The sequence below is a fragment of the Halomonas sp. 3A7M genome, assembly GCF_014897875.1.
GTDB lineage: Bacteria > Pseudomonadota > Gammaproteobacteria > Pseudomonadales > Halomonadaceae > Vreelandella.
Window position 1 is genome coordinate 18004 of the sequence record NZ_JABUZD010000113.1, and the last position, 13230, is coordinate 31233.

The following is a 13230-nucleotide window of genomic DNA, read 5'->3' on the forward strand; positions in this document are numbered from 1 at the left end:
TCACCCGTTCAGGTTTCGTTTTCAACACTTACCGCGTGGGGCAACCGTCTATCAAGCAGACTAACCCAGCGAACAAGCACTGGCGCATCACTATGGCTCACTTCACTCAATAAGCGCCTAAATGCTTCTTTGGCCTGCAAGTCGTTTGGTGCAATACGCGTCAGCCAAAGCTCGAGCGCCGCAAGCTCCTGATGGCGATTGCCATGCTCACGGGCCTGATTAATGGCCATTTCAGCCAGCGCTTTCACTTCATTAGCAGGGTGCCCGAGCAAATCACGCACTTTAGCTAACTGCGTTGCCAACTCAGGTAAAAAGAGCGTTGTGCGCTCTTTGGCAATGACCAGACACTGATCCAGATAATCTTCAGCCGCTTTTAACTCGCCAAGCTCAATACATGCATCTGAGTACCATAGGACCGGACGCTGATAGCGATCACGCCCATTCAGCTCTGCCATCTGGTCCAGGCTGTCCCGCACCTGCACTAAGCCCCCCTGGTCACCCGCCAGCGCTCGCTGCCAGCCAAGAATCCCCTGGGCAGAAATCTGCCACAGTTGCAAATCGGGCGTACCCGTCATTGCAGCAGCACGCTCAGCGTGTCGTGCTGCTAGATGTACATGGCCAAGCTGCCGATAAAGCGCAGCGGAAAACATCAACGCCATGGCAAGCGTACCTGGATGGCCAATTTTTTCAGCTAATCGGATCGCGGAAGAGATATGCCGCTCTGCGCGCTGGTAGTCACCACGCAAGCAGAGCGCCCAGCCTTGGAAAGAAGCCGCGGTTACTTGCGGGTGATCAGAGAATGGCAGCCATTCAATCATCATTTGCGCATTGAGCGGGTCAATTTCGTCCAGGTGGTCATGCGCTTGCTGAATGCGTCCAGCCCAGTATTCGCAATGCGCCCGCGCATAATCTGCCAGCCTTTGGTAGCGCGGATCCTCTAAACGCCCAGCAATGTCTGCCAGCGTCGAGGCGAGTGCAAATGCATCGGCGTGGGCATAGCGCTGACTTCGACCAACCCATAAGCCCCACTTAACCAAAAATATTTGCTCAAGGTCTTCTGGATCTTCCGTGGCGGCGCCACCCGACTGGCGGAGCAACTCCCTCGCACGCACGAAGCTCTCATGCGCAGTGGGCGAACCATGCCCCTCTAAGGCGAAGGCCGCTTGGCCACGCACGGTCAGCAGGCTCACTTCGCGCTCAACTTCATGATCGACATGACGCAGGCTAGCAAGTCCGAAGTCTGCCATGCGCAGTGCCGTACGGTTAGCGCTCACCTTGAGGGCTTCCCGCGCGGCCAGTTCAAAGTAACGAGCGCCCCTGGCGTAGTGGCCGCTGCGGCGTAGGTGGGTTGCAAAATCACCAGGGTGGCGGCTAATCCATACAGGGAAGCGCTCTTCAATCAGCGTGACTACCTGCTGATGAAGCTTAACCCGCACATCCCTAGGGCACGAAAGATAAGCGGCTTCTTGCAGCAGTTGGTGGCTAAACTGATGCTCTGGCTCGCCCCCGTCTTTATCCACTGGCTCGATAATTTCCAGTTGACGCATGTGCTCAATTGCTTGGCACAGCCGCGGCTTTTCCCAACCACTGCACTCTTGCAGAAAATCAAGACGGAAACGCTTGCCTAATACCGCCGCTACGTGGGCAATTTCCCGATCACCCTCCAACTGGTCAATTCGGCTAGCCAGCAGTCCTAACAACCCTTTGGGCAGCTCATCAAACTGCACACTACGACCTTCACGGCGATCCATATCTAAACGCCGACAAATCTCTTGCATATACAGCGGCACCCCATCGCAACGCTCAATGATTTGATTGCGTAGCCGTGGGCTTAAATGAATGCGATACCGGCGGGATAACTGAGAAAGCAAGCGAGACGACTGTTGCGCATCCAGCCTTCCAAGGGTAATTTGCTGATCCCAGTGCAATTTGACCGGCAGTGGCTCTCGGCCATGGTGACTGGCGACCAGCATGAAGGCTGTATTGATCGGCAACCGAGCTTGTAGCCCTGCCAACACCTTGAATGAAGGTTCATCAAGCCATTGCAGATCATCAATCATTAGTACCAATGTCCGTGAACTGGCCAGATGATCGATTAAGCGGTGTAACAGCTTTACAACTAGCTCAATAGCCTCACCATTCTGAGTTAACTGGGCCACTTCTTGAACATCACGCACACCGAGCGCTTCTTCAAGCAGTTGCTGACGTTCATCCTCCAGAGGCTCTAAGGAGAGCGTTTCTTGCAATTGACGAACAGCTTCACAAGTTGGCGTTGCTTCAACATACCAAGCGAGCAGAGTACGTGCGACACCGTAGGGCTCTAGCACCGATAGCCGCGTCGTTGGCTGCCAACAAATGGCAGCATCACGACTCAGTTCTAACTGGCGAAAACCCACCATTAGCGCAGATTTACCCATCCCGGATGCACCACGTACTAGCACACTCTGGCGCAAACCAATGCCTGCCCTCGCCAACGCATCTCTTAACGTGCGTAGTGATGTTTCTCGACCCACTAAACTGGGAGGTAGCGCATCCCTACCGCCCTCATTCACTCCCAGCACTAACGCTCTCAAGCGGACGCGGCCATCGCTCGCCACTAAACGAGATACCAACCGCGGTTGCAAATCAAGTGCAGGCGGCATGTGCTGGCTGGCTTCTTGAGAGATCACCAACTCGCTACCCTCTGCGGCACTCATTAACTCCAGTGATACTTGGGTTACTTGGCCAAGCGGGTCAGCTAGCTGACGTTCAGGTAGATAAACCACTCTTCCGCTATTAAGACCTGCGGCGAGCTCAAATTTTGGAGGATCACCGTCACCGATCCAGTGACGCTGGGACTCTAAAGGCAACGCCAGACGGCAGTGCTCATAAAGCGCAACCAGCTCTGCCAACTGATGAGCCGGACCATGGGTACCAAAGCAGGCCAAGCCAAGCCCACCTGTTGCGCCCGGCAACCAGAAGCCACCTAAGTGATGACACTGCTGCTCTAACCAGCGCAGTAGCTCTAATTGAAGCGCCAAACAGTTCCGGGTAGCCGCGCGATCTTGCCAATCACCTTGTAACTTAAGCCGGATAGCCATCACAGATAACTGGCGCAGCTCAATTTCATCTTCGCGAAGAGGCTTACTATCCGCTGCCAACACGCGCGAAAAAGCGCCTTGCGGGCTCAGTACACGCGGATCATGGTGACCATCTGACCAATAATTAGCTAACTGTAGAAAGCTCGGTTCGGGCTGCTGTCCAGAAAGCGCCAACAACTGTAGATAGCTGTTGTACTGTTCATGGGCAGCCGCCATCTGATTTTTCTCGGCCAACTGACGTACCAGACGTTCATGAAATGGACCGTAGCCAGAAAAGCGACTGACTAAACCTTCCAATAGATTGTCAGGGACATCGGAGTGGGCATCTAACACCTGCTCAGCGAAACGGATAACACGCTGACGCCACTCGTTTCGTACTTGAACTAACCAGCGTTGAAATTCGCTGCAGTTGGCAAGCTGGAGTTCTTCTATCAAATCCCCCTGATAACACGACATCACCTCTTCGAGGTTCGCCAAATCTCGAGGGCCTTCCAACAATTGCTGTAATTCGTGCAAGTCAACCCGCCAGTGGGCAGGCAACTGAAAAGCGATGGTCTGGCGAGATACGTTCAACACTTGCTCGGCATTGTCCCCCATCGACTGACGCAGACAGTGAAGCGCATGACGTAGGTTGGTTCTGCCCGATGACAGCCCCTGGTCTGGCCAAAGCAACTCTGCGAGGGAAGCTCGGTTGACCGGCTGTCGGTGCAGCAACAAATAAACGAGCAGCGCTTTTACCTTGTCATAACTGAAGTGCGTCAGCACATCTTCTCCTTGTGCTAAAGAGAAATGGCCAAACAGGGTCAGTTGGTCTGTCTCACGAGCATCGCGCATGATACATATCCTACCTAGACTAGCGGTGGCTTAAGCAGGCACACCGCTATGAAAACGAAAAGCCGTATCTGGCGAAGTAATCAACTCCGCTTCACGCGCCACAAAAAAGGCGATTCTGTCATCTATTGATGCCGATGTTTGCTGTCTTGCAAGCAGCAAATAGTCTTCAAAGTGACGACCTTCTGACTTCACTAACGTGCGATAGAACTTGGCAAGCTCTTCATCTAAATAAGGAATTAAGCGCGCAAAGCGCTCGCAGCTACGTGCTTCAATGAGCGCACCTATAATTAACACATCAATTAAACGCTCAGGGTCATTGCTACGCACATGCTTGCGCAAGCCTTCGGCATAGCGTGACGCAGTAAGATGACGGTACGCCACGCCTCGCTTCTCCATTAAGCCAACTACCTGCTCGAAATGCAGGAGTTCTTCTCGAGCCAGTTGCGACATCTTGCTTAATAGTAACGGCTGATCAACGTAACGATAGAGCAAGCTCATTGCCGTTGAAGCGGCTTTTTTCTCACACTGAGCATGGTCAATAAGAAGTATCTCTGGGTTATCCAACGCCCATTGCAGCCATGCATCAGGCGTTGAGCACGCAAGAAACTGATGGAGACATTCTGGCAGTAAATCATCCGCTTGAAGCGCATGACCTACAGGTTGCAACATATTTAATTGTATCGACATAACACCATTACCAAGCGCTTATCTCACTATTGTACAACATATAAACGCCCTGGGCGTTTGTTCCCTGCCATTACGCTCGCTGTTGAAAGAGCCGTAACAGCACTTTTTATATAGCACATATCTAATATAAAATTACGCTTATATTGAAGCTCCACACCACAATACCCGCGATTCAGCTGTCGTAGTGATAATAATACGACGAAATAATCAAACAGTATGGTAACGCGGCATCACAATAATCACACGCGCCCTCACCCTCAATTACGCCTGTTCGGTAAAAAACTTCCACCCGCTGGATTAATTAAGAAAAAAACGCGCTATTAAGAAACCCTACACCATCTCCTCAACATAAAGTACAAGGCCCTCAGGAGCTTGCCGCCTTAACATTGTCGACAGTTTCCCGTAGAATCCACCTCATCCACCAGACGCTGTTTGTCAAGCGTATGTCACGTGTCCGGGCACATACTCAATACCGTGTGGGTATGCGCTCGTCACCATTAAGAAGATGAGAGGGCCCCAACGTGCTTGAAGCTTACCGCCAACATGTCGAGGAACGCGCTGCAGAGGGCGTACCGCCCAAGCCCCTGAACGCCGAACAAGTCGCTGCCTTAATTGAGCTACTTAAAAATCCACCGGCAGGTGAAGAAGAGTTTATTCTTGACCTAATCACCAACCGAGTCCCCCCAGGCGTTGATGAAGCTGCTTATGTAAAAGCAGGTTTCTTAACCGCGATTGCTAAAGGTGAAGCCACCTCTCCGCTGATCGATAAGATCCATGCCGTCAAACTTCTCGGCACCATGCAAGGCGGTTATAACATCGTCTCCATGGTCGAACTATTAGACAATGAAGAACTTGCTCGTGAAGCTGGCGAACAGCTCAAGCATACCCTTCTCATGTTTGATGCGTTCCATGACGTTGAAGAGCGCGCCAAAAATGGCAATGCGGTTGCTAAAGACGTTATTCAGTCTTGGGCTGCTGCAGAGTGGTTCCTCTCCAAGCCTGCACTGGAAGAGAAAATCACCTTAACCGTCTTTAAGGTTCCTGGCGAAACCAATACTGACGACCTCTCTCCTGCGCCTGACGCATGGTCGCGCCCAGACATCCCGCTGCATGCCAATGCCATGCTCAAAAACGAGCGCGAAGGTATTGAACCCGAAGTGCAAGGCACGACTGGCCCGCTGAAACAAATTGAAGAAGTTAAAGCGAAAGGCTTCCCCGTTGCCTATGTGGGCGACGTCGTTGGTACTGGCTCTTCACGCAAGTCCGCCACTAACTCTGTACTCTGGTTCTTCGGCGACGACATTCCTTACGTGCCCAACAAGCGCGCTGGCGGCTTCTGTTTTGGTGCCAAGATCGCCCCGATCTTCTTCAATACTATGGAAGATTCTGGTGCACTGCCGGTTGAAATGGATGTTGCCAAACTGGAAATGGGCGACATCATTGATGTCTATCCATACGAAGGTAAAGTGTGCAAGCACGGTACCGACGAAGTACTGACAACCTTCGAACTTAAAACCCAACTGATTCTTGACGAAGTGCGCGCAGGTGGACGCATTCCGCTGATTATCGGTCGCGGTTTAACCGGTAAAGCGCGTGAATCGCTAGGCCTTGAGCCTTCTGATGTTTTCCGCCTGCCAGACCAGCCGGTTGATACTGGCAAGGGCTTCACCCTTGCTCAAAAAATGGTTGGCAAAGCTTGCGGCATGGACGGCGTACGCCCCGGCATGTACTGCGAGCCGAAGATGACCACCGTTGGCTCTCAGGACACAACCGGGCCGATGACCCGTGACGAGCTGAAAGACTTAGCGTGTCTTGGCTTCCAGGCCGACTTGGTCATGCAGTCATTCTGTCACACTGCGGCCTATCCAAAGCCTGTCGATGTGGATACTCACCACACACTGCCTGACTTCATCATGAACCGTGGCGGCGTCTCTCTTCGCCCCGGCGACGGCATCATCCACAGCTGGCTGAACCGTATGCTGCTGCCCGACACAGTGGGTACCGGCGGTGACTCTCACACCCGTTTCCCGCTGGGCATTTCGTTCCCAGCAGGTTCTGGCCTGGTAGCGTTTGCTGCTGCGACTGGCGTTATGCCGCTGGACATGCCGGAATCCGTACTGGTGCGCTTTAAAGGTGAGCGCCAGCCGGGCGTGACACTGCGCGACCTGGTTCACGCCATTCCCCTCTACGCCATCAAGCAGGGACTGCTAACCGTTGAGAAATCCGGCAAGAAGAACGCTTTCTCTGGCCGTGTATTGGAAATTGAAGGTCTTGAAGACCTGACCGTCGAGCAAGCTTTCGAGCTTTCCGACGCTTCAGCAGAGCGCAGTGCAGCAGGTTGTACAATCACCCTGTCTGAAGAAAGCGTCACCGAGTACCTTAAATCCAACATCACACTACTGAAGTGGATGATTGCGAATGGCTACGGTGATGAACGCACTATCAGCCGTCGTATCGAAGGTATGGAAGCATGGCTTGAGAACCCAAGCTTGATGCGTGCTGACAAAGATGCTGACTACGCCGAAGTCATCGAAATTGATTTGAGCGAAATTAAAGAACCCGTTCTTTGTGCGCCTAATGATCCTGATGATGCTCGTCTGCTATCAGACGTTGCTGGCGAAAAAATTGATGAAGTATTTATCGGTTCGTGCATGACCAACATTGGTCACTTCCGTGCAGCCGGTAAACTACTTGAAAAACAGCCTGCGGGCAGCCTGAAAACGCGCCTTTGGCTGGCGCCGCCGACCAAAATGGATCAGCACCAGCTTACCGAAGAAGGCTATTACGGCATTTATGGCCGTGCTGGCGCCCGTATGGAAATGCCGGGATGTTCACTGTGTATGGGTAACCAGGCACGCGTTGCAGCGAAAAGCACTGTTGTGTCTACGTCTACACGCAACTTCCCGAACCGCTTAGGTGATGGTGCCAATGTATACCTCGCCTCAGCGGAACTCGCAGCCGTCGCTGCCGTGGAAGGCCGCCTTCCAACCGTAGAAGAGTACCAGCGCTACATGAGTGAATTTGACGCACTCGCTGGAGAAATATATCGTTACATGAACTTCCACGAAATCGAGGAGTATCAAAAAATCGCCTCGAACGTGATTCCGGTTGCCCAAGAAGCTTAATGCTCTTAGCAGTACCGAGAACTTATCGCCGATGCTCGCAACATCGCAAGAAGGATGACAATGTCTCCTTTTTGAGCCGATGACCGAACGCCCCAACCTGCTTGCAGGCTGGGGCGTTTTTTTATGGCCGCCTGACTTTCAACAATGGATCTTCATGGGCTAATTTTGAAGACAATGCTTCATAGGAGCGTGTAATGACATATGCAACCCCTGTTGTCACACCAGATTTATGTGATGCGAATCCTGACGTAATAGTACTTGAACCGATGTTTGCTAATTATGGTGGCGTCGACAGTTTTTACGGCCCTATTCGTACCGTTAAGTGTTTTGAAGACAACTCAATGGTTAAGCAAGCTGTTGCCGAACCAGGTGATGGTGCAGTGCTAGTTGTGGATGCTGGCGGGTCACACCGCTGTGCCATGCTTGGTGATATGCTCGCCGAGCAAGCCGCTAAAAATGGCTGGGCTGGAGTGGTGATGTATGGCTGTGTACGAGACGTCGATATTCTTGTCACACTGCCACTTGGCGTTCAAGCGTTAGGTAACCACCCGCGCAAGAGCGAAAAGCGCGGTGAAGGACAACGCGATATACCCATTACCTTTGCAGGTGCCACGTTACACACTGGACAATGGCTTTACGCAGATAACAACGGCATTATTATCGCCGAAAAACCGCTTGAGCTTTCCTAAGGCAGGGGCTTGCCAGGTGTGGTACTTAGTGCCACCCTGGTAATTCAACCCTGACAAAATTGTAACCATGCAGCCGCTTAACCAATTGGGCTACACCCTACTCCACACTCTGCGCGACCATCTTCGTCCCCTCATTGCCTATCACCTGCTCTTCACCCTGTTAGCCTCTGCTCTTGTAGTGCCACTGATTGCGTGGATCTCTCGGGCCTTACTAGCGCAACTCAACCGAACAGTCGTCACCAATGATGCGCTGATTACACTGCTATTTAGCCCACTGGGCTTAGTTGCGTTGCTCGTGGGTCTTGGTTTTGCATTCTTACTGATTTATTGGCAACAAGCAGGCATGCTGCTGGTGGCCGTCAGACCTAAAGACAACCACTACCGACTCGCTTTTGAAGCACTGTGGTTAAGCACACGCCGCTTACCAGCACTCGCGGGTCTGGTCATTCTTCAGGTAGGAGCCCACTTGTTGCTTCTAGCCCCTTTTATGATGGGCTTAGCGTGGCTTTATGATGTATGGTTAAGCGGTATAGATCCCTACTATTTACAACAAACCCGCCCAGCCTCGCTGTGGTATTTTATTGCTTGCGCACTGCCGTTACTGGTTATCTGGCTTGGGCTTGCTGCGTGGCTCTACCTGCGTTGGTTACTAGCACTACCGTTAGTAGCGTTAGACAACTGCTCCCCTTTCCAAGCACTTAAGCGTAGCGTGCGCTTAACTCGCGGCTGGCATCGTTCGATTGGTGTGGCGGTCTTGACACTGCTGATCGTCATTATCAGTCTGCCGATTATCTCTACATGGCTATTTGATAGTGTCGTGACGCCTCTGTTATGGGGGCTACCCGAACATAATGCCGTGCTGATTCCAGCGATGTTGGCTTATTTAACCAGCTACGTACTGGTTACGTTAACCATTACATTTTTAGGTATTGCCACCAATGCCCTCCTATCAGCGTGCTTATACTTGCAACTGGCTTTTCGAGAGACACGCCCTTCGCCTCGGTCGGAACACGCCCATCCTGGTCGCCTTGCGTGGGCGATTGAACTAAGCGTACTGCTACTGGCGGGGCTACAAGCATGGTGGATACTCAATAGCTTTGAAATACGCGATAACGTAGCGGTCATCGCCCACCGAGGAAGCTCGATGGTAGCGCCGGAGAATACCTTATCCGCGATAAGACAAGCGCTTGAAGACGGTGCCGATGCTGTAGAACTGGATGTTCGCCTGAGTGCTGACAACCAGGTGCTTCTTTACCATGATCGCAGCTTGGCCCGGCTAACAGGCGATCGGCGAGAATTTGACTCACTCACTAGAGCAGAGTTGAGCAAAGTTGATGTCGGCAGCTGGTTTGGCGATGCCTTTCAAGACGAAAGGATTGCTGGTTTGGATGATGCTTTGGCGCTAGTGCGAGGACGCGCCAGCTTAATGATTGACATGAAGCCCTCGCCTGGCGACGAAGAGAGGCTTGCTCGCGCCGTATTAGCAACCCTTGAGGCAGAAAGTGACATTCGTTATCGCTGCTGGGCAACCCAGGATAACGCGCTCAATGCGAACGCGAACTGCGGGTTTCCAAATGTATTCCTAGAAATGCGCATGGCGACAATGTCACCCAGTATGGTGACTTATTTAAAACAGCAAGCCCCCCAATTGCGCATTACCTTACTCGCCCAACTGATCTTGGCTGGCACGCTGGATCGACGCCAATTCGATGCTTTAGGCCTGCGTCATAACCGTATCACACCACAAGAGATTCGATTGGCGGCGCTTTATAACTACGAAATACATGCCTGGACAGTGAATGACCGAACGCGCATGTCGGCACTGATTGATCTTGGGGTTGATGCGATAATCACTGACTATCCAGACCGTTTGAGCGAGCTAATAGAAGACCGCCGTGCGCTGAGCGACGGCGGCCTAATGCTGGTAAAACTGCGTAACTGGCTACGCCAATAGCAAAAGCCTCTCTATGATTCCCAGTCGCCCGGCCAATGGCCGGGCGAAGATGAGCAACTCAACCCACTATGTCACTCACTGGTGTTGCGAGCCAGCAGTATTATTCGATGGTTTCACCCGCCAGCATAAACCAGGTTTCAAGCACCGCATCTGGGTTTAAGGAGACAGAATCAATTCCCTGTTCCATTAACCACTTGGCCAAATCCGGATGATCAGAAGGGCCCTGACCACAAATGCCAACATATTTGCCTTGTGCTTTACAGGCTTTGATAGCCATTGCTAGCAGCTTTTTCACCGCTGGGTTTCGTTCATCAAACAGATGCGCAACGATACCCGAGTCCCGATCAAGACCTAGCGTCAGCTGGGTCAAATCGTTGGAACCAATCGAGAAACCATCAAAGTACTCGAGGAACTCATCAGCCAGTAGTGCGTTAGCCGGTAACTCACACATCATGATAACTTTTAAGCCATCAGGATTAGCCTCACCGCCCCGCGGTAAGCCATTAGCCGCTAACAACTCTACGACCTCGCGCGCTTCATCGGTTGTGCGAACAAAGGGCACCATGATTTCAACATTATCAAAGCCCATTTCTTCACGAACCCGCTTCAGCGCTCGGCACTCAAGCTCAAAACAGGGCCTAAAGGCATCCGAGATATAACGCGAGGCCCCTCTGAAGCCAAGCATTGGGTTCTCTTCACCGGGCTCATAAAGCTTGCCACCAATGAGGTTTTCGTACTCATTTGATTTAAAATCAGAGAGCCTTACGATCACTCGCTGAGGATGGAAAGCAGCGGCCAGGGTTGAGATGCCTTCGACCAGCTTATCAACATAGAAACTAACAGGATCATCGTAACCGGCAGTACGCAAATCGATGACCTGCTGAAGATCAGCAGGCAGCGTGTCGTAATCCAACAGCGCTTTGGGGTGAACACCGATCATACGGTTAATGATGAATTCCAGCCTAGCAAGACCAACCCCAGCGTGGGGTAAGCCAGCAAAGCCAAATGCACGGTCCGGGTTACCCACATTCATCATAATCTTGAAGGGAATCTCAGGCATCGCATCGACACTTGAAACCTTACAGTCAAATGCCAGAAGCCCTTCATATACGTGGCCCGTGTCACCTTCGGCACAGGACACCGTGACATCAATGCCCTCTTTAAGCTGAGTGGTTGCATCTCCGCAACCGACCACCGCTGGTATACCCAGTTCCCGGGCAATGATGGCCGCGTGACAGGTTCGTCCACCGCGATTAGTAACAATCGCTGATGCACGCTTCATGATCGGCTCCCAATCCGGGTCGGTCATGTCTGTCACCAGGATATCACCCTCTTGGACCTTGTCCATTTCTTCTGGGCTAAGCACTGTTTTTACCGTGCCACGCCCAATCCGCTGACCAATCGCCCGCCCGGTAATCAGCGTGCGTCCTTTTTCACGCAGGTGGAAGCGTTCTAACTTTCCTCCTTCCTGTTGTGAAACAACAGTTTCAGGACGCGCTTGAACGATGTAAAGCTGACCATCATCACCATCCAGTGCCCACTCGATATCCATCGGACGCTGGTAATGTTTTTCAATGGTCATGGCTTGCCGTGCAAGATCCATGATCTGTTCATCGTTAATACAGAACCGACCACGATCGTTCAGAGGCACATCAACAGTTTCAACCGATTTACCAGCACTGGCATCTTGCCCATAGATCATTTTGATCAGTTTAGAGCCTAGCGTCCGGCGTAGCACTGCGGGACGGCCAGCCTCAAGCGTGGGCTTGTGCACATAAAATTCATCAGGATTGACAGCCCCCTGGACGACGGTTTCACCAAGCCCCCAGGAAGCAGTGACAAACACTGCGTCGCGGTAACCAGACTCGGTATCCAGCGTAAACATAACCCCGGAAGCACCTGTCTCAGAACGCACCATCTTCTGCACACCCGCAGACAGCGCAACATTCTCATGGGCGTAGCCGCGGTGTACGCGGTAAGAGATCGCGCGGTCATTAAATAGCGATGCAAACACTTCGTGCACCGCCTGTTTAATATTGTCAAAACCTTCAATATTAAGGAACGTTTCCTGCTGACCAGCAAAAGACGCATCAGGCAGATCTTCTGCTGTTGCTGAGCTGCGAACGGCAACTTTTAAGCTGGGATGCTTAGCCTGAAGCTGCTCATAGGCACCGCGTAAAGCATGTTCAAATGCAGGGGGAAGTGGCGTATCAATAATCCACTGGCGGATAGTCTTGCCAGCCTCTGCCAATGCCTTAACGTCATCGACATCCAGGCGAGCAAGGGTGGCGTTGATGCGGTCATTTAGTCCTTCGTGAGAGAGAAACTCACGATAGGCATGGGCCGTCGTGGCAAATCCACCCGGCACTGTCACGCCCACACCTGATAAGTTCGAGATCATTTCGCCAAGCGAAGCGTTTTTACCACCCACACGTTCGACGTCTGCCATACCTAGCTGATCAAACCATAGAATGTACTCTTCCACGCAACCCCCTCGCTTTTAGACTGCTTTGCGACCTGACAGGCCGACTCTAATTGACCATGTCACACTAGCATCGCCCCGCCGCATTCGCCATTGGTCTAATAGCGAACGGAGTGGAGGATTTTTACAACAAAGTGCAATAAAGGGCTTTTTATGTAGTCTTAATGAGGTAATTTTTATTAAGGAGCCTCTGATTAACGTTATGAGCGCAGGCCAGACAAGGAAAAAATCAACGAAAAAAGGACCGGGCTCGCGTTCGAGTTTACGGGTTGTAAATGAGCATTTTGATCGGACTCGCGCACGAGGCGATTTTTAACGCAGTATGGACAAGCGCAATAGTTAATCAGAGGTTTCTTAAATAAGCGTTAAAACGAACTGC

The 13230-nt window shown here is 51.9% G+C and carries 6 protein-coding genes; 3 read left to right on the top strand and 3 right to left on the bottom strand.

Going from position 1 to position 13230, the window contains the following annotated elements; translation table 11 throughout:
- Nucleotides 1-8: 8 nt before the first annotated feature.
- Nucleotides 9-3914: an AAA family ATPase gene (locus INT19_RS09800; protein ID WP_193060610.1), complete on the bottom strand. Its 3906-nt coding sequence runs from the start codon at nucleotides 3912-3914 to the stop codon at nucleotides 9-11.
- Nucleotides 3915-3944: 30 nt separating this feature from the next.
- Nucleotides 3945-4601: a tRNA-(ms[2]io[6]A)-hydroxylase gene (gene miaE, locus INT19_RS09805; RefSeq protein WP_038483807.1), complete on the bottom strand. Its 657-nt coding sequence runs from the start codon at nucleotides 4599-4601 to the stop codon at nucleotides 3945-3947.
- 521 nt (nucleotides 4602-5122) lie between these two features.
- On the opposite strand from miaE, the gene acnB reads away from it, so the two are divergent.
- From acnB to INT19_RS09820, 3 genes are all read left to right on the top strand, one after another.
- Nucleotides 5123-7726 carry a bifunctional aconitate hydratase 2/2-methylisocitrate dehydratase gene (gene acnB, locus INT19_RS09810; protein WP_193060611.1) on the top strand — a complete coding sequence of 868 codons (2604 nt, stop codon included), beginning with the start codon at nucleotides 5123-5125 and terminating at the stop codon, nucleotides 7724-7726.
- A gap of 194 nt (nucleotides 7727-7920) precedes the next feature.
- Nucleotides 7921-8415: a ribonuclease E activity regulator RraA gene (rraA, locus tag INT19_RS09815; RefSeq protein WP_038483805.1), complete on the top strand. Its 495-nt coding sequence runs from the start codon at nucleotides 7921-7923 to the stop codon at nucleotides 8413-8415.
- A gap of 67 nt (nucleotides 8416-8482) precedes the next feature.
- Nucleotides 8483-10369, top strand: coding sequence for a glycerophosphodiester phosphodiesterase family protein (locus INT19_RS09820; RefSeq protein WP_193060612.1), 1887 nt, complete (start codon nucleotides 8483-8485; stop codon nucleotides 10367-10369).
- Nucleotides 10370-10469: 100 nt separating this feature from the next.
- Here INT19_RS09820 and ppsA read toward each other — a convergent pair whose 3' ends face one another.
- Nucleotides 10470-12854 carry a phosphoenolpyruvate synthase gene (gene ppsA / locus INT19_RS09825; RefSeq protein ID WP_193060613.1) on the bottom strand — a complete coding sequence of 795 codons (2385 nt, stop codon included), beginning with the start codon at nucleotides 12852-12854 and terminating at the stop codon, nucleotides 10470-10472.
- Nucleotides 12855-13230 lie beyond the last annotated feature (376 nt).

Excerpts from the sequence above, each read along its gene's own strand:
- INT19_RS09800 (WP_193060610.1), bottom strand. The coding sequence starts at position 3,914 with ATGCGCGATGCTCGTGAGACAGACCAACTGACCCTGTTTGGCCATTTC.
- miaE (WP_038483807.1), bottom strand. The coding sequence starts at position 4,601 with ATGTCGATACAATTAAATATGTTGCAACCTGTAGGTCATGCGCTTCAA.
- rraA (WP_038483805.1), top strand. The coding sequence starts at position 7,921 with ATGACATATGCAACCCCTGTTGTCACACCAGATTTATGTGATGCGAAT.
- INT19_RS09820 (WP_193060612.1), top strand. The coding sequence starts at position 8,483 with ATGCAGCCGCTTAACCAATTGGGCTACACCCTACTCCACACTCTGCGC.